Source organism: Microbacterium enclense (assembly GCA_038182865.1).
Classification (GTDB): domain Bacteria; phylum Actinomycetota; class Actinomycetes; order Actinomycetales; family Microbacteriaceae; genus Microbacterium; species Microbacterium enclense_B.
The window spans coordinates 4007113-4031606 of the sequence record CP116226.1 but is presented as its reverse complement, the minus strand read 5'-3'; the positions used below and the strand labels follow the sequence as shown (position 1 = coordinate 4031606).

Below are 24494 nucleotides of genomic sequence, written 5' to 3'. Positions count from 1 at the left end.
GCTTAGGCAAGGGTTACCTTACTCAAGATGAGGAGAGCGCGCCGACATCGCGAACGGGACGAGCTCGCGCGGGCCCGTCCGCACGGGACCGCGCGGCCGACGTCCTGCGACCGGCGGGCTGAGGCCCGGCTCGGTCGTCGGTCTTCACGCGCGCGGGATCTCGCGCAGCATCTCCTTGAGGTCGGCGATCTCGCCGCGCAGGGCCTCGACCTGCGTCTCGGTCGCCGCGGTCGCCTCTTCCGCCTCGACCGAGACGCGCTGCACGATCCACGAGGCGAGCGTGGCGGTCACGACACCGATCAGGGCGATGCCTCCGACCATGAGTCCCACCGCAACGATGCGGCCCGTGATCGTGACGGGGTAGTAGTCGCCGTATCCGACGGTGGTGATCGTCTCGAACGCCCACCAGACGGCGTCGCCGAACGTCGAGATCGGGCCGCCACCGCCCTTCTCGGCGTCGTAGACCGCGAGGGCGGCGACGAAGACGGTCATGGCCGTGGCGCCGACGGTGAACACCGCCACGCGTCCGCGGAGCATCGTGCCGGTGTTGCGGTGGATGAGCGCGATGATCGTGAAGAAGCGCATGAGGCGCAGCGGCCGGAAGACCGGCAGCGCCACGATCGCGAGATCCAGCAGGTGACGCCAGAACCACCGCCACCGGTGCTGGGCGATCGCGAGTCGGACGACGTAGTCGACCAGGAAGACGGCCCACGTCGCCTTGAGCACGATCTCCGCCACCGTCTCGACCAGCCCTTCGGGCGTCGCGAGGATCTGGGTCGCGTACGCGGCGAGGAAGATCAGGGCCGCGATGACCAGGGGCCACTCCACCGCGCGCTCCCAGCGCGCGAGTCGTTCTCCGTACATGGGGTGATTATGGCGGGAACACGGACGCCGTGCGGGACCGCGCACGGCATCCGTGACGTCAGTAAACGATGACCGGCTTCACCGTCCGACCGTGGTGCATGTCGTCGATCGCCGCCGTGATCTCGTCGAGCGTGTACCGGTGCTCGAGCTTCTCCAGCGGGAGGCGTCCCTCGGCGTGCAGCGCGACCAGCCGCGGGATGAGCTCGCGCGGATCGGCATCGCCCATCGTGACCCCACGCAGGATCTTGCCGGTGAGGATCCCCTGGATGTCCACCGCGATCTCGGTTCCGGGCGGGGGAGCCCCGCATACCAGCACGGTGCCCCGCGCCGCCGCGGCCTCGAGCGCGGTCCGCGCGACTCCGGGGTGCCCGGTGGTGTCGAAGCCGAGCGTGACCCCGCGCCCGCCGGTGAGGTCGGCCAGGCGCGTCGCGACGTCGTCGTTCGCGGCATCGACGGTGTCGGTCGCGCCGAGCTCGCGCGCGAGGTCGAGGCGCGCGGCGACCCGGTCGATCGCGATGAGCTGGGCGGGCGTGCGCAGGCTCGCGGCCATGACGGCCGAGAGGCCGACCGCCCCGGCGCCGTACACGGCGACGATGTCGGTGGGCCCGGGATCGAGCACGTTCCACATCGAGCCGAACCCGGTCAGCACCCCGCACCCGAGCGGGGCGGGCACCGAGAGGTCCGCGTCAGCGGCGACGCGCACGACCGAGCGTTCGTCGGCGATCGCGTGGGTCGCGAACGACGACTGTCCGAAGAAGTGTCCCGCGAGGCGTTCTCCGCCGCGCGTGATACCCCCCGAGTCCTCACCGCGCATTCCCCCCAGGAGATTCCGGGGGAGCCACGTGTCGCAGTAGGCCGGGTGGGCGGACGCGCACGCGTCGCAGAGCCCGCACGAGGTGAAGCTCAGGAGCACGGCATCCCCGGGACCCACCTCTCGCACCCCCGGGCCCACCTTCTCGACGCGACCGGCCCCCTCGTGCCCGATGATCCCCGGAACGGGGAAGGGGATGCCACCGGCGAGCACCCCGAGATCGGTGTGGCAGAGGCCGGTCGCGGTGAGCCGCACGAGCACCTCGCCGTGGCCGGGCTCGGCGTACTCGACCTCGGAGACGACGACGCGCCGGTCGGCCTCGACGACGGCCGCACGCCCCGCGGTCACGCCCGACCTCCCAGGTCGAAGACGATCGAGTGCGCCTTCTGGTACGACTGCAGCGCTTCGGGACCGCCCTCGCGTCCCCAGCCCGACGCCTTCACCCCGCCGAACGGTACGGCGGGATCGAGGATCGCCCAACCGTTGACCCAGGTGATCCCCGCCCGCAGGCGCGCGGCGACCCGGTGTGCCCGGGCGAGATCGGAGGTCTGGATGCCGCTGGCCAGGCCGTACCGCGTGCCGTTGGCGAGGGCGATCGCCTCGTCGTCGGTGTCGAAGGGCTGCACGGTGAGCACGGGCCCGAACACCTCGTCGACGACGACCTCGGCGTCGGGGTCGAGGTCGGCGAGGACCGTCGGCGCGTAGTAGAAGCCGCCCTCGCGCTCGACGGCATGGCCGCCCGTGACGACGCGGGCCCCCGCGGCGCGTGCGCGATCGACCATCGCGGCGACCTTGTCGAGCTGTGTGCGGCTCGCGACGGGTCCGATCACGGTCGCCGGGTCGGCGATGTCACCGAACGGCACCTGCGGAACGGCCTCCTTCAGGATGCCGAGGACCACGCCGTAGATCGGGCGCTCCACGAGCAACCGCGGACCCGCCATGCAGAACTGCCCCGCGTTGAACACGAACGCCGAGATGACGGTGTGGATGGCGCGGTCGAGGTCGGCGTCGGCGAAGAGGATGTTCGCGGCGTTGCCGCCCAGCTCGGCGGTGAACGGCTTGAGCGTCTCTCCCGCGAGGGCCGCCGCGTGGGCGCCGATCTCGGTCGAGCCGGTGAACGCGACCTTGTCGACGTCGGGGTGGGAGACGAGGTGGTCGCCCAGCGTCGACCCCGGTCCGGTGACGACGTTGAACACGCCATCGGGGACGCCGGCGTCGCGCAGCAGCTCCGCCATCAGCAGGGCGCTCAGCGGGGTGTCGCTGGCGGGCTTGTGCACGACGGTGTTCCCCGCGACCAGGGCGGGAGCGATCTTCGTGCTCGACAGGATCAGCGGGAAGTTGAACGGCGTGATGGCCGCGACGACCCCGAGCGGTTCGCTGCGCACATAGGCGTGGGCGTCGGCGGTGATCTCGCGCACTTCTCCGTCGAGGCGGTGGCCGAGCGCGGCGTAGTACTCGTACAGCTCGGCGGCGTTGTTCACGTCGACGACGCGCGCGAACGTGATGGGCTTGCCGACGTCGAGGCTCTCCGCCTGCGCGAGCTCCTCGCCGCGTTCGCGCATGAGCGCGTACGCCCGCTGCAGGATCCGCGCCCGTTCGCGACTCGACATCCGCGGCCACGGGCCCTCGTCGAACGCGCGGCGGGCAGCGGCGACCGCCGCGTCGACGTCGGCGATCGTGCCGCGGGCGACGTCGATGATCTTCTCGCCGGTGGAGGGGGCGATGACGTCCATGCGGCCGCCGTCGGCGGCATCCGTCCACCGCCCGTCGATGAACAGCCGGCCGGGGGCGGTCGTGACTGTGAGGCTCATCGCGCCACCTCCACGGGGGCCACGATGTCGGCCAGGACTCCGGCGAACCACACCGGGTCGTCTTCGAACGGGGTGTGGCCCGTGTCGACGCGGACGACGGCAGCGCCCGAGCGCGAGACGAGGTGCTCCTGGAAGGCGGTGGGGACGAGGGCGTCGCGCTCGGTGAGGACGTAGGTCGTGGGCTTCGTGCGCCATGCCACGCGCGTCACGGGCGAGGTGTACGCGCCCAGCGACTGGGGACGGAAGAGGTCGGCGAGGCCGGTCGCGAGCGCATCGGGGGACCCCGCGGGAAGGTCGGCGGCGATCATCGCGATGCGCTCCTCGCGCGAGCGCCCCATCGAGACCATGCCGTCGGCGATTCCCCAGAACTCCGGGATGCCGCCGCCCACCGCCTGCTGGAGGGTCTCGCCCTCGTCCAAGGCGAACGCGGCGATGTAGACGACCTGTTCCACCGCCGGGTGGTCGCCCGCCTGCGTGGCCGGAATCCCCCCGTACGAGTGGGCGACGAGGGTCACCGGGCCCTCCGCCGCGTCGAGGGCCGCGGTGATCGCGGCCGCGTCGGCGTACATGTCGACGGTGTCGCCGATGCTCGGCATGGCCACGGTGTCGACACGGAACCCGCGTCGGCGCAGCTCCGCGGCGAGGCGATCGAACACCCAGGGGCCGGCCCAGGCTCCGTGGACCAGCAGGATGCGGGGAGGGGAAGGGGTCATGCGTGCGCTCCTCGAACGGGGACGACCTCGGCGTCGTCCTCGCCAGTGTCGACCGCGCAGGCAGCGGCCGGTATCCGTAGGACTACCGAACGCCGCGGGGCGTCACCGACCGAACCGGGCGCGCGTCACCGCACCGTGGACAGCGTCGACTGGAACCACGCCGCGATCTGTGCGCGGGAGGTGAAGCCGAGCTTGCCGAGGATGCGCTGCACGTGCGTGTCGACCGTACGGACGGACAGGACGAGCCGTTCGGCGATCTCGCGGTTGCTGAGGCCCTCGTGGATGCCGGCGGCCACTTCGCCCTCGCGGGCGCTCAACCCCGCGGCGGGGCGCGCGGGTGCTCCGGCGAACGCCGCCGCCTCGGCGGGGGAGAGCCGCTCACCGACGGCGGAGAGGCGCTGGAATGCCTCGTCACCCAGGCGTTGCCGCACGATCGCGACGCACCGATCGTGCTGGGCGAGCATCTGCGGGCCGTGCACCGCGATGCCCGAATCGATGCGCCGCCACCAGCTGCGCGCCGCGCCCAGCAGCACAGCCGTGCGTTCGGTCGGGGAGCGCGCCGCGTCGATCCAGCTCAAGAGCTCGAGGACGAGACAGTCGCCCACGGGGTCGTCGATGCCTTCTTCCATTGCGAGGGCTTCACGCGCGTGCCGTTCGGCGTCGTCGAGCTCGCCGTCGGCGTACAGCGCGAGACCGATCGCCCAGAGCGACAGCGAGCGCAGCCACCGTTCGCCGATCGAGCCGGCGTGGTGGAGGGCGTCACGGGCGGGCCCGAGGGTATCGGAGCGCTCCGTCTGCACGAGCGCGACCGTCAGCTGGAACTGCGCGAGCAGGGCCTCCTCGGGGTGGCCCGCGGCACGAGCGAGCCGGATGGACCGGCTCAACTCTTCGCGCGCGAGGTCACCCTCTCCCGCGAAAAGAGCCCGCGTACCTCCCAGCCGTCGAATCTCGATCTCGCACTGCTCCCGTTCCTCCGTGGCGAGCGACGGCAGCAGCGCTCGGGCTTCGTCGAGGTGCCCGTGCGCTTCCTCCAACGCCCCCTGCAGGACGCAGATCCAGGCCGCGACGAGGACCGCCGGGGTGCGAGCGGAGGCGGATCCCCCCGGCAGGGCGAGAAGCCGCCGCTTCCACCGCCGCCCCTCCGAGAGAAAGCCCCCCACCGCCCAGTGATAACGCAGGTCGGAGAACAGTTCCAGCGCCGTGTCGGCGTCGGTCGCGGCGGCGGTGCGCAGCGCCGCGTCCAGTTCGGCTCGATCTGCCCGTTGACCGGCGAGGATCCGCCGTTGCGCGGGCCCGTACCAGTGGGTGCGGGCGAGATGCGCCAGACCCCGGTAGTACTCGAGGTGGCGGCGCACGAGCTCGGGCTGTTCCCCCGACTCCTCGGCGCGGTCGCGCCCGTACCCGCGGATGGTCTCGAGCAGGTGGAAACGCCCCGACTCGCGGTCGGCCTCCACCAGCGACTGGTCGATGAGCTGATCGAGGGTGTCGACGGTTTCGGCTTCGTCGCGGCCGGAGACGGCCATGGCGGCGGGGAGGTCGAACGGACCCGAGAACACGCTGAGCGCTGCCCAGAGGGCGCGCTCGGACGGGGTGCACAGCTCGTGGCTCCAGTCGACGACGGCCCGGAGCGTCCGCTGCCGCGACACCGGTGCCCGCGAGCCCGCGCGCAGCAGGGTGAAGCGGTGGGAGAGGCGGCGGGCCAGGTCCGGCACCGACAGCGTGCGCAGCCGGCCGGCGGCGAGTTCGATCGCGAGGGGCAGACCGTCGAGCGATCGGCACAGCTGCGCCGCGGCGGCGATATCGGTGGGGGCGAGGACGAACCCCGCGTCCACGGCGCGGGCGCGCGTGAGGAGGAGTTCGACGGCCTCGGCGGGCTCGTCCCCCACGGCTTCGGTGCCGAGAGGGGGGACCGGGAAGACCTGTTCGCCGTCGACGTCGAGACGACGGCGGCTGGTGGCCACGATGGTCATGCGCGGGAGTGCGTCGAGCAGGTCGTCGACGACGGACGCGGCGGCATCGATCACGTGCTCGCAGTTGTCCAGCACCAGCAGCGCCGTCTCGTCGGTGAGGGTGTCGACGATGAAGTTCAGCGGCTCCCGGGCGGAGAGGTCGCCGAACGGCAGGGCCTGAGCGATCGCGGCCACGACGCGGCGCGGATCGCTCACACCGTCGAGCCCGACGAAGTACACCGCCGTCGAGGTGCGTCGCGCCTGGGCGTTGGCCAGGCGGACGGCGAGACGCGTCTTCCCCACCCCGCCCACGCCGGTGAGGGTGATCAGGCGGCTGCGCTCGAGAGCATCGGCGAGGGCGGCGAGTTCTCGACGGCGCCCCACGAACACGCTGCGGGGCTCTTTGATCACGGGGGCTTCCTTGCGTCCGGGAACCATCATTATCCGCCGCCGGTCGATTCATCGGAATGCTTTGCGTCGCGATTACGTGGTTTCACGGATAGACGGGACGGTCGTCGCCCCCCGAACAATGACGACCGGGCCCGTTCGGGTCTTCGTTCTCAACGATGCGTTCAACGATGAACCAGGAGAAAGTCCATGCGCAGAACCGTTCCCGTGGTCGCGGCAGCCGCCCTCGTCCTCGCCCTCAGCGCCTGTTCCGGCGGCTCGACCACCGCGGCGGGTTCGTCGTCGGGTCCCGTGAAGATCGGCATGGTCGTGCCGCTCACCGGTTTCCTCTCCGCCCTCGGACAAGGGGACAAGGAGGCCGCCGAGCGCGTCGTCGCCGACATCAACGCCGCCGGAGGCATCGACGGGCGCCAGGTGGAGCTGACGGTCGTCGACGACAAGGCCGACGTCACCGAGTCGGTCAAGCAGTTCAACCAGCTGGCATCCGATCCCTCGTACTCGGCGATGCTCGCCAGCAGCTTCGTCTCGGCTGCGACCGCCGTGGGCAGCACCGCGCAGTCGGCGAAGATCCCCACGATCGCCCTCGGCTCGGTCGACGCCTTCGCCGACGGCAGCAACCCCTACGCCTTCACCTCGCCCCCGATCCCCGCCGTGTACGCTCGCGCGCTCGTCGACTATTGGGTCGCTCAGGGCGTGAAGACCCTCGCGATCGGGTACACCGGCGGCGACCTCTACGGCACCAACGGTGACAAGGCCACCGCGCAGTACGCGAAGGAGGCCGGCATCGACGTCGTCCTCGACGAGTCGTACGACCAGACCGCGACCGACTTCACGCCGCTGATCACCAAGGTGGTCTCGGCGAAGCCCGACGCGTTCGTCGTCTGGGGTGCGGGGCCGGCTCCCGTCATCATCACCAAGCAGATCGCCGGCAAGGGCATCGACACCTACTTCACCGGGGCCGAGGCGTCGGACCTCTACCTGGAGCCGGCCGGGGAGGCCGCCGAGGGGGTGAAGGCCGCGGCCACGATCGCGCTGGGCGGCGAGGCCCTGCCCGACGGCGCGTACAAGACGAAGGTCATGGCGGTCGCCGAGCCGTGGAGGGATGCCAACGACGGGGCCTACCCGCCCGAGTTCGCGTTCGGCGGGGCTTCGGGGGTCGAACTGCTCGCCGCGGCGATCGACCAGGCCGACTCCACCGACCGCCAGAAGATCCGCGACGCGCTGGAGAAGACCGATCTGCTCACCTCGAACGGCCGCTACACGTACAGCCCGACGGACCACATGGGGCTCGATGAGACATCGCTGGCGATTTTCGAGGCGAAGGGTGGAAAGTGGGTTCCGACGGAGGCCGCGACGACGCAGTTCGCGACCGAGCTTCCGAAGTGAGCGTGCCCACCGGAGGGACCCGCGCGGGGCATGGCCCGGTCGGCACGGGCTCGGCTGGTCTCGAGCTCGCGGGCCTGTCACGCCGCTTCGGCGGCGTATACGCCAACCGAGAGGTCTCGTTCCGGGTCGCCCCCGGCGAGCTGCGCGGTGTGATCGGTCCGAACGGGGCGGGCAAGTCCACCCTGTTCGGCCTGATCAGCGGACACGTCCGCGCGCACGAGGGGGTCATCCGCCTCGACGGCCAGCGGATCGACCGGCTGCCCCCGCATCGCCGGGCGCAGCGCGGGGTCGCGATCGTGTTCCAGGGGGCGCGGCTGTTCCCGGGAATGACCGTGCTCGAGAACGTCGCTGTCGGTGCGCACGCCCGCACGCGCGCGCACGCCCGCACGCGCGCCGGGGCCCTCGACGCGGCGGTGCGCTCGCCCCGGCACCGTCGCGAGGAGAAGCAGATCGTGGCGGATGCCGAGGATGCCCTCGCCCGCGTCGGACTCGCCGACTGGGCGGGGCGCGGCGCCGAGCAACTCCCGCTCGGGCAGCAGCGTCGCCTCCAAGTCGCGCGCGCACTGACCGCGCGGCCGCGCGTGCTGCTGCTGGACGAACCGGCGTCGGGTCTGCGCGCCGATGAGCGCGACGATCTCCGCGGCCTCATCCGCGAGCTGCACGACGACGGCACGACGATCCTGCTCATCGAACACGACGTCGCGATGGTGACGGCGCTCGCCGACCGCATCGCCGTGCTCGACCTCGGCCGGCTCATCGCAGACGGGACGCCGGAAGAGATCCGCCGCGATCCCGCGGTGATCGCCGCCTACCTCGGGAGCGAGGCCGCCGCGTGATGCTCGAGGTGAACGACCTGGTCGTCCGCTACGGGGCGGCAACCGCCCTCGACGGTGTCTCCGTGCACGTCGACGCGGGGGAGCTCGTCGCCCTGGTCGGGCCGAACGGCGCCGGCAAGACCTCGCTCGTCAACGCCGTCAGCGGGCTCGTGCGACCGGCGTCCGGCAGCGTGGCCGTCGCCGGTACGGTCGCGCAGGTGCCCGAGGGGCGGCAGATGTTCGGCGACCTCAGCGTCGACGACAACCTGCGCTTGGGGGCGTGGCGACGACGCACGCGCCGCACCGACGTGATCTACGACCTGCTGCCCGACCTGACGCGGCTCCGCCGCCAGCGCGCCGACACGCTCTCGGGCGGGCAACAGCAGATGGTGGCCGTGGGACGAGCGCTCATGGCCGAGCCCGACCTGCTGGTCGTGGATGAGCTCTCGCTGGGACTCGCCCCGCTCATCGCCGCCGACCTCGTGCGTCACCTCGCCGAGCTCAACGCCCGGCGCGGGACGGCCGTGCTCCTCATCGAGCAGGAGGTGGGTCTGGCCTTCGAGCTGTGCTCGCGCGCCTATGTGCTCGACGCGGGGCGGATCGTCGCCGAGGGCCCCACCGAGCGGCTCGCCGCCGCACCCGAAGTGCGCGCCGCGTACCTCGGCGGCTTCGACGGACAGGAGAACCGATCGTGAATCACCTGCGGACCGCCCGGCACGGCGGCGGGACCGTCCCCCCGCCGTCCTCTCGCCCGACCACTCGTCAGGACCGTCTCTCGTGAGCGATCTCGCGACCTACCTGCTCAGCGGCCTGGCCCTCGCCGGGTCGTTCGCCCTCGTCGGCAGCGGCATCGTCGTGGTGTATCGCGTGACCCACGTGCTCAACTTCGCCCAGGGCTCCTTCGTCGTCTTCGGGGCCTTCCTCTCGCAGACGTTCCGTCAGCTCGGACTCCCTCCGGGACTATCCGAACTCGCCGCCGTCATCGTCACCGGCCTCATCGGCTTCGTCGTCGGAGCGATCGCGATCGGCAAGCCCGGCACGCACCCGATGACCTCGCTGCTGATCACGCTCGGCATGTCCCTCGTCTCGGCCGCGGTCATCATCGCGGTGTGGGGGCAGAACCCCGTGTCGCCCGTCGGTATCACGGGCACCGTCCGCCTGTTCGGCGCCGAGATCGAGACCCAGCGTCTGCTCACCCTCGCGGTCGCCGTCGTGACGCTCGCGGCGATGAGCCTGCTGTTCACGCGCACCGACATCGGTCGCGCGCTCACCGCCGCGGCATCCAATCCGCGTGCCGCCCGCCTCGTGGGGATCGATACGCGCGTGATGGGTCTGCTGTCGTTCACCATCGCGGGCGTCCTCGGCGGTCTCGCCGGGGTGCTGATCGCCCCGACGACCGCGGTCTCGGTGACCTCCGACCTGCCGTTCGTGCTCAGCGCGCTCGCGGCAGCGGTGTTCGGGGGGCTGCGGAGCCCCTGGATGACCTTCGTCGGTGCCCTCGTGCTGGGGGTGACGGGCCAGCTCGTCGCCGGCTACGCCAACGGCTCGTACCAGACCCAGATCGCGCTCATCATGATGCTCGTCATCATGATCGCCCGATCGCGTTCCTTCACCGCCGAGGAGGCGAAATGACCCGCATCGTCATCGTCCTGGCGGCGCTCGCCGCCGCGATCGCGCCGCTGATGCTGACCGATCAGACCTTCTTCGTGCAGACGGCTGTGACCGCGCTCGTCGTCACGGGACTGTCTCTGTTCATGGGGTACGCCGGCCAGGCGTCGCTCGGTCAGGGCGCGTTCGTCGCGGTCGGCGGGCTCACCGTCGCGGTGGGGACCGTGACCTTCGGGGTTCCGCCCCTGGTCGCTCTCCTCGCCGCTCCGATCCTCGGGGCCGCGGTCGCCGCCCTGGTCGGGTGGCCGCTTCTGCGTCTGCGGGGGCACTACCTCGCCTTCGGTTCGCTCGCGGTGCTGCTCATCATCCAGACGGTCATGGCGACCGCGCCGTTGTTCGGGGCGGGCGTGGGGATCTTCGGCATCCCTCCGCTCGCGGTCGGAGGACTGGCGGTCGCGGATCAGCGCGTGTACTCCTACCTCGCGCTCGCGGCGCTCGCTGCGGCACTCGTGGTGTGCCACAACCTCGTGCGGTCGCGGTTCGGCCGCGGCATCCGGGCCCTGGCGGGCAGCGAGTCGGCGGCGGCATCGAGCGGTGTGCCGATCCTGCGGAGCAAGCTCACGGTGTTCGCGGTCGCGGGCGGTTTCGCCGGTTTCGCGGGAGCGCTGGCCGCCTTCTTCACGCCCTACGTGAGCCAGGACACGTATCCGCCGTTCGTCTCGTTCGGCTACGTCGTGATGGCTGTCGTCGGCGGTCTCGGCTCGGTGTGGGGAGGAGTGGTCGGGACGCTGGCGTTGAGCCTGTGGCTGCAGGTGCTGAGCGCGCTGAGCGCGACGCCGGGAATGCCGGCCGCCGCGGGTCCGATCCTGCAGTACGCGGGATACGGGATCGTGCTGGTGGTGTTCCTTCTGTTCGTGCCGCGGGGGATCGTGCCGACACTCGCGGGTGTGCGGCTGCGCCGTCGTGCGGTTCCCGCGCTGGCGGTGGCACAGGGGTGAGAACGCGGACCGCGGTCGGTCGAGGCGCGGGCCGGCGCCCTACAGCAACCGCGCGAGTCGCTTCTTCGCGGTGTTCTCCCGGACGATCCACGCGACGTCGGCGTCGCTGTCATCCAGGGCCCGGAACAGGGGGAGACCGGTAGAGGGATCACCGGCGACCGCCACGCTCCAGCAGTAGCCGAGGGCTTGGCGCAGCGTCCGCCACTCCGAATCGCGCCGTGTCTCGACCGCCGTGGCGACGAGATTCGCGGTGGTCGTCCGGCACGCGTCGAGCGCGGCGGCGGCCGCGGCGGGGGAGCGCAGCAGACGCGGCTCGCAGACGGCGGCGACGGCCGCCCGCTGGACGAGCGGGTGAGGATCTCGCGCCCACGCCGCAACGATCGCGAGAAGAGTGTCGGGATCGTCGTCGCCGAGGCGTTGCAACCCGAGAGCCACTCCTTCGCGCACCCGCCACCGCGCGTCGGCCGCGAGCGCGCGAAGGCTCGGCGCGGCGTGAGGGCGGGTGTGCGCACCGGCGTCCGCGTGCGTCTTCGTCTGCGCGTGTGCGTGTGCGTCTGCGTCTGCGTCTGTCTCTGGGCCCGCGCCTGTGTCTGCGTCTGCGTCGAGCGCGAGGTCTACGTCGGCGTCTGGGTGTGCGTCCGCCTCTGCCTTCGCCTCTGCGTCCGCGTCCGCGTCCGCGTCCGCGGCGTGCCGGGCGCGGATGATGGCCCCGCACATCGCGAGGTACTCGTCATCGTCTGTGGTGAGCCGGTCGGCGAGCGCTCGGTCGCCGAGGTCACCGACGGCGCTCGCGAGCGAGAGGTTTGCGCGCGGGCCGGGGAGACCCGAGTTCTCCGTCAGGAACGTCGGCCACAGCGACGGGTCGAGCCCGCCGAGCTCGATCGCCCAGTCCCGGGAGGTCATGGCATCCCGCCCGTGGTCTGTGGCGGCATCCCCTCGCGAACGGTCACGGCATCCTCACCCCAGCCTCTGCAGGAGGCGGGCGGCGAGGTAGCGGGCACGACCGCGCGGCGTCAGCGGGTCGTAGCCGAGCTGCCGGGTCCACGTGTCGTGCCGCGCCTGCAGGCTGCTGTGGTGCAAGGAGAGACGGGCAGCGGCCGCCCGGATGCTCTCACTGTCCACGACCACGTCGAGAGCCTCGATCGTGCGCGCGTCGAGCGTGTCGAGGGCCTGGAGATCCGGATGCCGCGGGCGTGCGGCATCGAAGCTCCGGGCGAGCTCGATCAGGACGCCGAGGTCGCTCGTGTCGACGACGCGGTGCCTCTCGTCGGCGAGACGGAGTGCCAGACGGGCGTCGGCGCAGGCGCGGGGGAGGTCGTCGAGGTCGCGGGCGATGCTCGTCCCGACGGGTCCGTCCGGCGGGATGACCTCGCCGAGACCGATCCAGACGGCCCCCTCGCTCGTCACGAGAACCGTCGACGCGGTCGTGGCGTGGAGCGAGTGCGGGGGCGCGGCGATGACGCGGACGCTGCCGTCCAGTCGGAGGCGTCTCGCCGCCGCTTCCCGGTCGATGCGCGAGACGTCGGCGTCGATCACGCGTTCGACGGCGCTCGTCGTCGGATCCGCCCGGGCCACGATGATCGCGAGAGCGACCTGGGCACGGTCGACGATCATCGCGTCGTTCTGATCGGGACCGCTGTGCCGTTCAAGCCAGACGAGGGGCGCCTCGGTGTCCGGGGATCCGGCAGGCGGGTGCGGTGTGATGCGGGCTCCGTCGGCGTCGACGCCGAGAATCCGACCGCGCACCCGCGCTCCGGCGGCCACGCCGCTGAGAATGGCCGCTGCCCGTACCACGGACTCCGCGCCCGCGCCCCCGGCGACGAGGGAGTCGAAGTAGTCGATGATCTTCACCGACTCGCTCGCCGCGGGATCGAGCACCTTCAGTCGTCCCACGAGCTCCTGCATGCGCTCTCCCCTTCGTGTCGCACCGTCGTCCCGATCACAGGATAGGACGGGGGATGCTCACCCCAGCAGACGGCGGATCCAGCGGTCGCGAGCGTCGATCGCATCGTGCGAGAGAGCGGCTTGGGGAGCGAAGCCCTCGAAGGCGTGGAAGCCGCCGGGCCACACGTGCAGTTCGGCGTGCCCGCCGGCAGCCCAGATGGCCGACGCGTAGGCGACGTCCTCGTCGCGGAAGACCTCCGCGCTGCCGCAGTCGATGAAGGCCGGCGGCAGGTTCGACAGGTCGGTGGCGCGCGCGGGGGCGGCGTAGATCGACACGTCGTCGGTACCGCGCCGGTCGCCGAGGAGCGCGTTCCAACCGAGGAGGTTGCTCCCGCGATCCCACACCCCGACGCTCTCGATCTGGTGCGTCGACACGGTCGCGTCCCGGTCGTCGAGCATGGGGTACATGAGGAGCTGACCGATCAGGTGCGGTCCCTGCCTGTCGCGGGCCAGGAGGGCGACACCCGCGGCGAGGCCCCCACCCGCACTGCCTCCGGCGATGAGCAGGCGTCCGTTCTCGATGCCGAGGTCGTCCGCATGCTCCGCCGTCCAGACGAGCCCCGCATAGCAGTCTTCGACGGGATACGGATCGGGGAACTCCGGGGCCAGGCGGTACTCGACGCTGACCATGACCGCGTTGTAGCGGTGGAGCCACTCGGCGAAGCCTTCGACCGCGGTGAAGCGGTCACCGAAGATCATCCCTCCGCCGTGCGTGTGGAAGATGCCGGGTCCGCGCCCCGTGCGTCCGCGCGGCTCGATGATCGAGACCACGATCTCGGCTCCCTGGTATCCCGGGATGGTCACGTCGCGCGACTGCAGCTGAGCCGTTTCGAGGATCTCCTCGCGCGTGGGCATTACCGGCAGGGCGCCCCCTCGCATCAGCGGGATCATCTCCGCCGTCAGCGTGGAGGGGACCATCGCGCCGATGACCTCGAGCATCGTCTCGAGTTCGGGGTCGAAGGGTGGGCGGTTCCGGATGCCGTCAACGGCCATGGTGACTCCTTCGTCAGGGGCGCTTCGTCGCGCACACCTCGATTGTGCGGCCGAGCCCGCTCCGGGTGTCCCGCCATGCGGCGGGAGAACCCGGGGTCGTCACCGCCGGATGGCGGAGCGCACACGCGGCTGCGTCGTGGCGCTCGCACCGTCGCGCTCGTGCCGTGCTACCCGTGCCGTGGCGCTCAGTCGCTCGCCTTCTCGATGCCGCGCGTGCGGATCTCGTCGAGGTCGAGGTTGGCGAGGATCTTCCGGGCGACGAGGTCGTCGATCGTCCCCTCGCGACGCAGGCGCAGCAGCACCTCTCTCTTGCGGTCGAGGACCGCCAGCCGCAGGCGTGTCGCCTCCTTGTGCCGGAGGAGGGGCGATCGCTGGGTCACGTCGATGTCGTCGCTGACGGCGATCATCTCGAGTCCGCCCGCCGTCTGCCGTCCGTCGTCGTCGGACGCCGCCGGGGGCACGGGACCCATGGTCGACGAGGTCGAGCCGTCGCTGTCGTCATCGAGAGAGGCATCGAGCTCTGCGAGATCGCGCTCCTCGATCGCGCGCTGGCGGGCCACCGCGCGGGCATTGGCGAGTTCGAGGCGTTCGTACCCCTCGCGCCGTGCGCGGTCACGAACCCGGTCGCTGATCCCGTGCTCGACGGCGAGATCGTCGAGCGCCGCCAGCGCCGCGCCCGAGATGGCGCGCTCGGCGAGCTCGTACTCCTCGATCGCGGCATCGTCGTTGGGCAGTTTCGCCCAGCGGATGACGACGGGAAGGAGCGGTCCCTGCACGAGGAGGGTGAGCACGATCACGCCCGCGGTCACGAACACGACGGCGTCGCGACCGGCCACGGCCTCACCGCTCGGGGTGACGATCGGCACCGAGAGGGCGATCGCGAGCGAGACGGCGCCGCGGAATCCCGCGACAGTGCTGACCACGCGCGACCGGTGTCGCAGCGACCGGGTCGAGCCCGCCGGAGGGCGGGCGAACGGGGTGAAGAACCACTGGAACAGGTAGCGCACGACGAAGAGCGCGATCCACGCGGCGACCGTGATGAGCGACAGCATCCCGATCTCCGACGGGGAGATCTCGTGCAGCACGAGCTGCACCTCCAGGCCGATCAGCACGAACAGCGCACCGTTGAGCAGATAGACGCCGAAGGGCCAGGTGGCATCCGCGGCTCGACGCGACATCGCAGTGGTGATCCGGGGGGAGACCCAGGCCACGATGAGGCCCGCGAAGACCACGGCGAGAACGCCGGAGGCGTCGATCACCTCGGCCACGAGGAACGCGACGAACGGCACGAGCAGCATCGTCAGGTTGATGGTGAGCGTGGACTGCATGCGTCGCAGGGCGAAGTACGCCAGGGCAGCGACCGCGATGCCGGCCGCGGCGCCGCCCAGGTACGACACCAGCACCATGCCCGTGATCGACCAGGGGGTGACCTGCTCGCCTACGAGGAGAGAGACGGCGATCGCGTAGAGCACGAGCGCCGTGCCGTCGTTGGTGAGGCTCTCGGCCTTGAGCTTCATGAAGGTCTTCGCGGGCAGGAGACGACCGAGGGCCGCGACGGCGGTGGCGTCGGGCGGGGCGACGGCCGCGCCGATGACCAGGGCCGCCTCCCAGGGCACGCCCATCCAGGCGGCGACCCCGGCGACGGCGAAGGCGGATGCCACGACCAGCAACGTGCTCATCGGGATGATGTACCGCAGTGAGCGGCGGACCGACCGCAACGAGGTCGTCCACGCCTCACGGAAGAGCATGACGGGCAGGAACAGCAGCAGCACCGTTTCGGGCGGCAGCTCGATCATCCGCAGCTCGGGGATGAAACCGAGAGCGAGACCGATGACGAGCAGCACCAACGGCGTCGCGACACGCAGGCGCGGCGCGAGCACCGTGCCCACCAGCATCGCCAGTCCGAGCAGGACCGTGACTTCGAGTCCCTCCATGCCTACCGCCTTCCGCCGTGACCCACAGCACACAGCGTAGAGAGGGGCCCGGACATTCCCGAGCCCCTCTCCGAGCGACCTGTGCGCCCGGACGACCGCGCGAGCGACCCCCGCGTCAGCGGTGGGAACGCGCGCGGCGTCGCACGGCCACGAGGAGACCGGCCGCGAGCGCTCCGGCGCCGAGGAGCGACAGCGGAAGCACGGCGGACCCGTCGGATCCTGTGCGCGGGAGCTGTCCCTGGGGTCCGGGCGTGGTGGTCGCCGTCGGTGTCGGCGAGGCGGTCGGGTCGTCCGTCGGGGTCGGCGTGGGCTCGGGCGTCGGAGTCGGCTCGGGCGTCGGCGTCGGCGTGGGCTCGGGCGTCGGCGTCGGTGTGGGCACCGCGGCGAGCGTGTCGACGGCGTCGATGAGTCCGCTGCCGATCACGTTGGCGTCGACAGGCCCGGTGTAGCCGGGAGGACCGTCGATCGGCCGGCCGCTCTCGGTCAGCGCGTCGCGGATGATCTGCTGCGTCGCCTGCGTTCCGGCGACCGCGCGGGCCAGCGTCGCGACGGCGGCCGCGGTGGGCGCCGCCGACGACGTGCCCGAGAACCGGTAGATCCCGGGAGGGTTTCCCTCGGCGACGAAGAAGCTCGTGCGGACGCCGTCCACCGACACGAGGTCGGGCTTCGACGTGACCTGCGGCTCGGCGAGGGGTTCCGACGGCGTCGCGTCGGCGCGCACGGGGGCGAACAGGTACGTGGCCGGTCCGACGCTGGAGAAGTTGCGCAGCAGTCTCGGCGCTCGGACGTCGGCCGCGCCCACCGAGATCGCCATCGGGTCGGTCGCGTGACCGAACACCACAGGTCCCACCGTCACGCCGTCGCGCCACGTCGCGTACTGGAGTTCGAGCACTCCGGCGCGGCGGATCGGAAGCGTCAGCTTCGAGCGGATGTCGCTCCGCTTGTCTCCGCGGAGGAGGACGATTCGGTAGTCGCTCGTCTTGTAGACACCTTCTGCGACGCCGGTCGTCCAGGTCGCCAGGGCGACGGGCATGCCCGTGTCGACCCCGCCGCCGACGGCGATGACCGCGCCATCGGCATCGAGGACGATCGGAAGGACGCCCTGGTCCTCGGTCGAGTATGCCGGGAGCGCCCAGTGCGTCAGGACGCTCGCCGACGGGCCGTAGGTGCGGATCTTGACCTGCAACTCGGCGTTCGGCTCACCTTCGGCGGCGAAGTTCATGCAGTCCACCTCGTCGGCGGGCGCCTTCGCCGCGTCGATCGCGACCTGCGGGCACGGCATCCCGGTGAAGTGCTCCGACTCCCACGACGAGGTGAACGACCCGGCCGAGGTGCCGCCCGCCTCGCCGACCGACTGGTAGTTGCCGGCGGAGCTGAGGTACGTCGCGCCGTCGGCGACCACGTCGGCCACGGCGTTGGCGACGATCCCGCGCTGGTACATCGTTTCGCCGAAGGAGACCACGTCGTCGACGATGACGTCGGCGCCGTTGGCCCGCAGGTCGTGGATCGCGTCCGCGAAGGTGGCCTGCGTGTTCCCGACCGCAGCGAACAGGAGGCGGGCGCCGGGTGCGATGCCATGCACGTTCTGGAGCATGGCGCGACCCTCGTCTCTGCCTCCGTCCGGAGAGTCCGTCACGACGGTGACCGGGGTGGTGTACCCGCAGGGATTGCCGGCACCGGGCAGGGATCCCAGGGCGATGTCCTGATCCGGCGTGGTCGCGGCGTCGGTGGAGCGGTCGAACGAGTCCGAGATCACGCCGACGGTCACGCCGGTGCCGTCGACGCCGAAGCGCTCGCGCGCTTCGTCGGAGCGCAGCACGGGGTCGGCATCGACGGGGATCTCTCGGCAGGAGGCGGCGTCGGCGACGCGGTCCGCGTCGACGGGGGAGTCGTCGGTCACCGTCGCCAGGGGCGCGGTCTCGGTGCCGGAGTCGGGACGGATGGCGGGATCGACCGCGACCGCTCCCGGCAGGACGGCGAGGGCGGGGAAGGCCGAGGGAGGCACCTGGGCGACGATCGTGGGCAGGGATCGGGTTACGGCGGTGACCGTGCCCAGAGTCGCGACCGCGTCGACGGCGGCCCGCTGCGCGTCGGCGTCGGTGAAGCGCACCGACACGGTCACGGCGTCGCCGGTGACGATCAGGCCGCCGGGGACGTTGACCGGCAGGCCGGTGGCATCGAACACCGCTGCGGATGCCGTGGGGTCGACGCCCGCGGCGGCCAGGGCGTCGAGTCGCGCGGAGAGGACAGAACCCGGCGCGGACGGCGTGGGCGACGGTGCCGCTGTCTGCGCCGTCGCGGGAACGGCGAGAAAGAGGGCGGCGGCCGAGCCGAGCGCGAGTCCACGCAGGGCGAGGTGTTTCCAGGTGGTCATCGAATGAGTTCTCCCCCGGGCCTCGGGTGAGCCCTCAGCGGTCACATTAGGGGCACCAAGGAAACATTCAGGAATGTTCGTATGGTGCGGACGAAAAACGCCGCGTCGACGGGTGGATCGACGTCGAACACGAGTGCCCCCACCCCCTCACCCGCGAGCGCTGTAGTCAGCCCACGCCTCGCCGAGTCGCTCGATCCCCGCCTCGAGCACCCGCGTGACCGAGGTCACCGGAATGCGGATGTGGTCGTCGGCATCCACATCCGAGGCGAACTGCGCCGATCCCGCCACCGAGACGCCGAGCCCCGCGGCGTGCCGTGCGAATGCCGCAGCCGATCCCGCGGGCAGTCTCGCCCAGATACAGAGGCCGCCGCGCGGGGGCAGCCACTGCCAGTCGGGGAGGTGGGTGCGCAGGAGTTCTCCCGTGACGATGGCCGCTTCGCGGTGCACGGTAGAGACATCGCGGCGGAGCGCCGGGGCCTCGGCGAAGAGGTCGAGCGCGAGCAACTGCGACGGCACGCTGGTCGAAAGGTCGCTGCTCTGGCGGAGCCCGCGCAAGCGTCGCACGAGCACCGGGTCCGCACGCAACCACCCGACCCGCAGCCCCTCCCACGCCCACTTCGACAGGGACTCGACGACGACGATCGGCGCGTCGGGTCGCAGCGCCGCGAGCGACGGCGGGGTGAACCCGTCGAACGACACGTGGGCGAGCACACGGTCCTCGACGACCATGACGCCGTGTTCGGCCGCGAGGTCGGCGATGCGCTGGCGCACCGCCGGGCTGGTCTGCAACCCGGTCGGATTGTGGTTGTGAGGGTTCAGGGCGATGAGCACGGGGCGACGCACGACGATCGCCATCTCGAGTGCCTCGACGTCGACTCCGTCGGGGGTGAGCCGGATGCCGTGGACCTGGCCGCCGCGTCGGCGCACGGCATCCGTGAGTCCGGGCCAGGCGACCTCTTCGGTGAGGACGGTGTCGCCGGGGGAGACGAGTTCGTCGACGAGGAGGCTGAGCGCCTGTTGCGCTCCGTGCGTCACGAGGATCTGCGCCGAGGTGGTCGGGGTGCCGTCGGCGGTCATGGTCTCCGCGATCACGGAGCGGAGGCGGGGAAGGCCGGCCGGGTCGGCTTCGACCGTGGTCTCGTCGAGCACGGGACGGTGACGCTGGACGATGTCGACGGCGAGGGGAGAGATCGAGGGCACCGCGCGGAGGAGGTTCAAGCTCGACGGGAGCAGGGAGTAGAGCGCCTCGCCGCGGCCTGCGGCCTGTCGCGCGGCGGTCGGGGCGGCTCCCGCGATCCGTGTGCCGCTGCCTTGGCGGCGGTCGAGGATGCCGTCGTCGTACAGCCGTGCATACGCGCTGACGACCGTGCCGCGTGACACGGCGACGGTGGCGGCGAGGGTGCGCTCCGAGGGGAGGCGATCTCCCCCGCGAAGTTCGCCCTCGCGGACGAGCCGAGCGATACCCTCGGCGAGGCTCGCAGACAGGGTCGTGTCGGTGGCGGCCCAGCGTCCGAGCCGGATCGCGAGCTGCTCGGCCGAGACGATGGCCGTGCGATGGTCCACCAGGGCGGAAGTGGCTCTGTCGACGAGGGTCATAACCCCCGATTCTGGGCCAATGAGCCACTCCGAATCTCCCGAATCCGTCTTTGTCGGTCCACTGAGCGTCGATTGGACCATTGTCCAGTTCCTCGAGTGGATCGGTGCGGACGACGACCGCTGTCACGACGAGCGGCTGCGCGGGATTCTGAATGCCATCGACCGGGCGCTTCTCTCCGACGCATTGCGCCCGCAGGGAAGCGTGGTGACGCTCGTGCGGTCGCTCGCGATACGGGCCTCGGCGGAGCCGCGGGTGGGGGAACGGACGCTGGGGGAGTTCGTCGGGGTGCGCGAGCCCGCGACGTCTGTTCCTTCGCCGGTCGGTGTTCTCGTTCCGGCGTGATGGGTGCCCGGTGTCGGACGGGCGGCAGGGGCCGCGTGGGATTCACGGTGTCGGCGGTGGGCCTCGGGCCGGTGCGCCGCGGCGGGGGCTGTGTGAGCCTTACGGCGTGGGTCGCGGGCCGGTGCGCCGCGGCAGGATCTTCGTGAACAGCACGAAGAAGAACGCCCAGAGCAGCATGCCGGCGCCCAGGAAGGTCGCGATCACGCCGATGTAGCCCCAGGCGCTGTCGAGCGTGAACCACCCGCTCAGCAGGAGCGCCGGGAGCACCGTGACGGTCATGATCGCGAAGTGGACGAGGGTCTGCTTCCGCAGACTCCAGCCGGCGATTCGGTACACGATCGATGCTCCCGACACGGCGGCCACGATCACACCGACGGCGAGCGTCGCGCGGCCGTCGTCGGTCTTGCCCTGGGCGAGGAGCGCGACGCCGATCGCGCCCATGATCGCGAGAGGGATTCCCGCGCACAGGAGGACGGCGGGGAAGGTCTTCATCGGTTCAGCATAGGCACGGTACCTTCCGTTCTCGCAGGATGCCGCGGTGAGGCCGATGTCGGCCGGAGCGTCTGCGTTCGGTTCACCAGCTCGCTGCCGGCATCCGCTTCGTCCCCCCCGGTTGCCATCGACCGGGCCCGGATCAGGGCGCCCGCGTCCGCGCCCCGGCCGATGTCGGAGCCCCTCGCTAGCGTTGCATCATGGACACCACGGCCCGCGCGAACGACCGACAGCAGTCGGTCATGTCGCCCTGGGGCGTGCCGTGGCCGAGCGACGACGACGTGCTCGCCGAGGCTGATTCGGCCCGCGCGATCGAGAGGGGGTTCCTCGATCACGATCCCTTTTCGAGCCCGATGCCGGCGATGTGCCCGGACGACACTGCGGGTCTCGCTGTCGGGAGCGAGTCACCCTTCGCGTCAGCTGAACTCGGCCCCACCGAACTCCTCGAAGAGCTCGATCATCAGGTGCGCGAACGCCACCGCGCCACCGCCGCGGAGTACCGCCTGATCGGCTTGCTGCTGCGGTCTGCGGCGGCCGACCCCGTTCCGTGGGTCGGTCCCGACCCGACGCTCGACCTCGGGGGGAGCGACTCCCGGCGTCGCACGGCCGCTGCCGTCCGCCGCGACCGTCGTGACATGGCCGAGCGCGCCGTCGTCGCCGAGATCGCGACGCGACTCCGGCTGTCGGAGCAGACCGTCCGCACGCGAGCGGCCCACGCCGAGATGTTGCAGAACCGGTGCCCCGAGGTCTGGAAAGCCTTCTCGCGGGGGCTTCTGTCCGAGCGCCATGCCGTCGAATCGGCGCGGCTGGCGACGTCGCTTCCCGACGAGGTGTCCGGGGAGACCTCGGCGGGTTCAGACGACCCGGATCCGGATGCCACGCCGCCCGGCGTTGCCGATGATGCGGACGCCGCAGGGCTCCTCGACGGGATCATGCCTTCGCCCGCCTCGTCTTCAGACGACTCCGAGGACGCCCTATCGGATCCGGAGACCCACGAGTCGTGGCGCGCGTTCGACGAGGGCGCGCTCGACCGTGCGCTACGGCTGCCGCCCGCGCGCTTCACGGTTGCGGCTCGGGCTCTTCGTGAGCGGGTGCACAGCGAATCGATCGAGGCCCGGCATCGTCGTGCCGCGCGCGACCGCGGCGTGTGGCTCACTCCCGAGCTCGACGGAATGGCGACGTTGACCGCCCTCCTTCCCGCGGACCGCGCACACGACGCCCTCGCGCGCGTCGACCGGATCGCCCGCCATCTCCGCGTCGCGCCCGACGAACAGCGGACACTCGCGCAGCTGCGCGCCGATGCTGCCGCAGATCTGCTCACGTCCGACGCGCCGATCTCCGCGAGAGCTACCATCGGCGCGGGTGCTCCGCCTGTCGCGGGTGCCCGACCCGAGGGTGCTCCGGCTGTCGCAGATGTCGGACCTGCCGCGGGTGTTGCGCATGTCACGGGTGCCGGACCTACCGCGGGTGTTCCGCCTGTCGCGGGTGCCGGACCCGCGGCGGGTGTTCCCCGTGCCGCGGGTGCCGGACCTGCCGCGGGTGCTCCGCCTGTCGCGGGTGCTCCGCTTGTCACGGGTGCCCGACCTGCCGCGGGTGTTGCGCGTGTCATGGGTGCCGGACCCGCGGCGGGTGCTCCGCCTGCAACGGGTGCTCCGCCTGTCGCCGGTTCTCCGCCAGTCGGGGGTGACCGGGTTGCCGCGGATGCGTCCGAGACCACGGATGTTTCTGCGCCCGGCGCGGCTCATGGCGAGCCCGGCCGCGAATCGCGCATGCCGACGTCGTCCGCGGTGCGTCCGGATCGCCGCCCCACCGTCGTCGTCACTGTCCCTGCGTTGACTCTCCTCGGTGCCGGAACCGAGCCCGCGACCCTCGACGGTTACGGTCCCATCGATCTCGACACGGCTCGGCGTCTGGCCGGCGAGGCGAGATCATGGGTTCGCATCCTCACCCATCCACTCACCGGAGCGCCGCTCGCCCTCGATCGGTCGACTTATCGCGTGCCCACCGCGTTGCGAAGGTGGTTGGGGGTCACCTCCCCAACGTGTGTCTTCCCTGGGTGCGGACGGCCCGCTCGCGATTGCGACCTCGATCACCTCACCGCGTGGAGCGACGGCGGCGGGACGGATGACGACAACCTCGCACCCGAATGCCGCCACCACCATCGCCTGCGGCATGAGTCGCGGTGGGGGCCGTCCCGCGACCCCGACACGGGCGAGATGCGATGGACGTCTCCCCTCGGAGCGGAGGTCGCGGAGGATCCGCCGCCGTTCTAGCCGACCCCCTCGTCGGGCGCCGCCTTCTCGCCGATGGCTGTCAGGTCCGGCTGGGGTTCGGGTCTGACCGGGGTTCGGGTCCGGCTGGGGTTCGGGTCCGGCTGAGGTTTGGTTTGGCTGGAGTCGGGTCTGGCAGGGGATCCGGGTTCGACGCGCGTCTGGTGCCGACGCGCCAGCCCACCGCGGGTCGCCCCCGCGGTGCTCGCAGCAGGATCTGCGGAATGCCCATGCACTTCTGGCTACGCTCTTCTCATGAGTTCGCGCCCCGACACCACCGGCGCGACTCGCCCCGACCGGCTGACGGGCCGGACGCGGCTGCTCATCACCCTCATCACCGTCTTCGTCGGCGTCCCGTTGGTTCTTTTCGCCTGGATCGGCGGCGTCCTCCTCGCGGTGGCATGGGGCCTCGGGATGTCATCGACTCAGGTACTCGCCTGGATCCTCGCCGCGATCACCGGCGTCGTCATCTGGCCCCTCGCACTCCGACGTCTTCGGCGCGAGCTGTGGAGCCGCCAGAACGCGGGCGTGGTACCGACACCAGTGTTCGGAGTCGGGGGCGATGCCCCTGCGTCGGGCGCCGGACGTGCGGGCGCAGCCCCCGCACCGACGCGCGGAGAGGCGATTATCCGCGCAGTGATCGTGGTCCTCGGCGCCGTCGGCATCATCGCGTTGAGCGGCCCCCTCGACATCGTGTCCGCGGTGGCATCCGCCGGGGCGACGGTCGCGATCGGCCCGCGCGAGAACGGCTTACTCCTGCAGCTCGCCGCCACGATCGTCATCCTCTTCCTCGCGGCACCCTCGCTGATCCTCACGCAGCGCGCCCTCCGCCGAATGCCCGCCGACGACCCCCACCGGGCTCTGCTGGAAGAACGGCAGAACTGGCACTTCGCGGCGGCCACCGCGTGGGTGGTCTCGCTGCTCGTCGGCTTCTTGCTCTCTCTGGCGACGCTGATCACGATGTGAGGGCGCGAGCGCACACTGAGGACGACTCGCCTGCCTCCGGTACCTCGGGTGAACCCGGGCACGGCTCGTGAGCCCGGTCGCCCTCGTGAGCCCGGCCGCTCTCGTGAACCAGGGCGCGCCTCGTGAGCCCGGCGCCCTCGTGAGCCGGGCCCTCGTCACCCCGGCCGCCAGCACCCCCGGCACCCCGACCTCGGCACCCCGACCCCCGCACCCCGGCCA

20 protein-coding genes are annotated in these 24494 nt (G+C 71.5%); 8 read left to right on the top strand and 12 right to left on the bottom strand.

The window, feature by feature from the left end:
* Positions 1-144: 144 nt before the first annotated feature.
* The 5 genes from PIR02_19140 to PIR02_19120 form a co-directional block, all read right to left on the bottom strand.
* On the bottom strand, positions 145-864 hold the full coding sequence (locus tag PIR02_19140) for an ion channel (protein ID WZH36837.1): 720 nt from the start codon (positions 862-864) through the stop codon (positions 145-147).
* Between the two features lie 58 nt (positions 865-922).
* Positions 923-2023 carry an NAD(P)-dependent alcohol dehydrogenase gene (locus PIR02_19135; protein WZH36836.1) on the bottom strand — a complete coding sequence of 367 codons (1101 nt, stop codon included), beginning with the start codon at positions 2021-2023 and terminating at the stop codon, positions 923-925.
* Positions 2020-3486: an aldehyde dehydrogenase family protein gene (locus PIR02_19130; protein ID WZH36835.1), complete on the bottom strand. Its 1467-nt coding sequence runs from the start codon at positions 3484-3486 to the stop codon at positions 2020-2022. Before PIR02_19130 ends, PIR02_19135 begins: the two co-directional genes overlap by 4 nt.
* Positions 3483-4199 carry an alpha/beta fold hydrolase gene (locus PIR02_19125; protein WZH36834.1) on the bottom strand — a complete coding sequence of 239 codons (717 nt, stop codon included), beginning with the start codon at positions 4197-4199 and terminating at the stop codon, positions 3483-3485. The genes PIR02_19130 and PIR02_19125 overlap by 4 nt, the downstream gene beginning before the upstream one ends.
* Before the next feature lie 125 nt (positions 4200-4324).
* On the bottom strand, positions 4325-6559 hold the full coding sequence (locus PIR02_19120) for a LuxR C-terminal-related transcriptional regulator (GenBank protein ID WZH36833.1): 2235 nt from the start codon (positions 6557-6559) through the stop codon (positions 4325-4327).
* A 186-nt stretch (positions 6560-6745) separates the two neighbouring features.
* On the opposite strand from PIR02_19120, the gene PIR02_19115 reads away from it, so the two are divergent.
* The 5 genes from PIR02_19115 (at position 6746) to PIR02_19095 (ending at position 11363) form a co-directional block, all read left to right on the top strand.
* Positions 6746-7942: an ABC transporter substrate-binding protein gene (locus PIR02_19115; protein WZH36832.1), complete on the top strand. Its 1197-nt coding sequence runs from the start codon at positions 6746-6748 to the stop codon at positions 7940-7942.
* Complete coding sequence (locus PIR02_19110; GenBank protein ID WZH36831.1) at positions 7939-8778, top strand: ABC transporter ATP-binding protein; 840 nt, start codon at positions 7939-7941, stop codon at positions 8776-8778. Before PIR02_19115 ends, PIR02_19110 begins: the two co-directional genes overlap by 4 nt.
* Complete coding sequence (locus PIR02_19105) at positions 8778-9452, top strand: ABC transporter ATP-binding protein (GenBank protein ID WZH39048.1); 675 nt, start codon at positions 8778-8780, stop codon at positions 9450-9452. Before PIR02_19110 ends, PIR02_19105 begins: the two co-directional genes overlap by 1 nt.
* Positions 9453-9534: 82 nt before the next feature.
* A complete protein-coding gene (locus tag PIR02_19100; protein WZH36830.1) occupies positions 9535-10389 on the top strand; it encodes a branched-chain amino acid ABC transporter permease in 855 nt (284 codons plus the stop codon).
* A complete protein-coding gene (locus PIR02_19095) occupies positions 10386-11363 on the top strand; it encodes a branched-chain amino acid ABC transporter permease (GenBank protein WZH36829.1) in 978 nt (325 codons plus the stop codon). Before PIR02_19100 ends, PIR02_19095 begins: the two co-directional genes overlap by 4 nt.
* A 39-nt stretch (positions 11364-11402) precedes the next feature.
* Here the strand turns inward: PIR02_19095 and PIR02_19090 are convergent, their stop codons facing one another.
* The 6 genes from PIR02_19090 to PIR02_19065 form a co-directional block, all read right to left on the bottom strand.
* Entirely contained in the window at positions 11403-12266 is an 864-nt protein-coding gene (locus PIR02_19090; GenBank protein WZH36828.1) for a HEAT repeat domain-containing protein, read from the bottom strand.
* 54 nt (positions 12267-12320) lie between these two features.
* Complete coding sequence (locus PIR02_19085; GenBank protein ID WZH36827.1) at positions 12321-13268, bottom strand: hypothetical protein; 948 nt, start codon at positions 13266-13268, stop codon at positions 12321-12323.
* A 57-nt stretch (positions 13269-13325) separates the two neighbouring features.
* Positions 13326-14300, bottom strand: a complete 975-nt coding sequence (locus PIR02_19080; protein WZH36826.1) for an alpha/beta hydrolase — start codon at positions 14298-14300, stop codon at positions 13326-13328.
* Between the two features lie 185 nt (positions 14301-14485).
* Positions 14486-16234, bottom strand: a complete 1749-nt coding sequence (locus PIR02_19075) for a Na+/H+ antiporter (protein ID WZH36825.1) — start codon at positions 16232-16234, stop codon at positions 14486-14488.
* Between the two features lie 115 nt (positions 16235-16349).
* Positions 16350-18608, bottom strand: a complete 2259-nt coding sequence (locus PIR02_19070; GenBank protein ID WZH36824.1) for a hypothetical protein — start codon at positions 18606-18608, stop codon at positions 16350-16352.
* 147 nt (positions 18609-18755) lie between these two features.
* Entirely contained in the window at positions 18756-20204 is a 1449-nt protein-coding gene (locus tag PIR02_19065; GenBank protein WZH36823.1) for a PLP-dependent aminotransferase family protein, read from the bottom strand.
* A 19-nt stretch (positions 20205-20223) separates the two neighbouring features.
* Here PIR02_19065 and PIR02_19060 point away from each other — a divergent pair, with 19 nt between their 5' ends.
* The gene (locus tag PIR02_19060) at positions 20224-20547 is read left to right on the top strand and encodes a hypothetical protein (protein ID WZH36822.1); all 324 of its coding nucleotides are present in this window, start codon (positions 20224-20226) and stop codon (positions 20545-20547) included.
* Positions 20548-20646: 99 nt separating this feature from the next.
* Here the strand turns inward: PIR02_19060 and PIR02_19055 are convergent, their stop codons facing one another.
* Complete coding sequence (locus PIR02_19055) at positions 20647-21039, bottom strand: DUF3021 family protein (protein WZH36821.1); 393 nt, start codon at positions 21037-21039, stop codon at positions 20647-20649.
* A 200-nt stretch (positions 21040-21239) separates the two neighbouring features.
* Between PIR02_19055 and PIR02_19050 the strand changes: the two genes are divergently transcribed.
* Together PIR02_19050 and PIR02_19045 are read left to right on the top strand one after the other, a co-directional pair.
* Positions 21240-23312 carry a DUF222 domain-containing protein gene (locus PIR02_19050; GenBank protein WZH36820.1) on the top strand — a complete coding sequence of 691 codons (2073 nt, stop codon included), beginning with the start codon at positions 21240-21242 and terminating at the stop codon, positions 23310-23312.
* A 252-nt stretch (positions 23313-23564) separates the two neighbouring features.
* On the top strand, positions 23565-24275 hold the full coding sequence (locus PIR02_19045; GenBank protein ID WZH36819.1) for a hypothetical protein: 711 nt from the start codon (positions 23565-23567) through the stop codon (positions 24273-24275).
* The last annotated feature ends 219 nt before the right edge of the window (positions 24276-24494 follow it).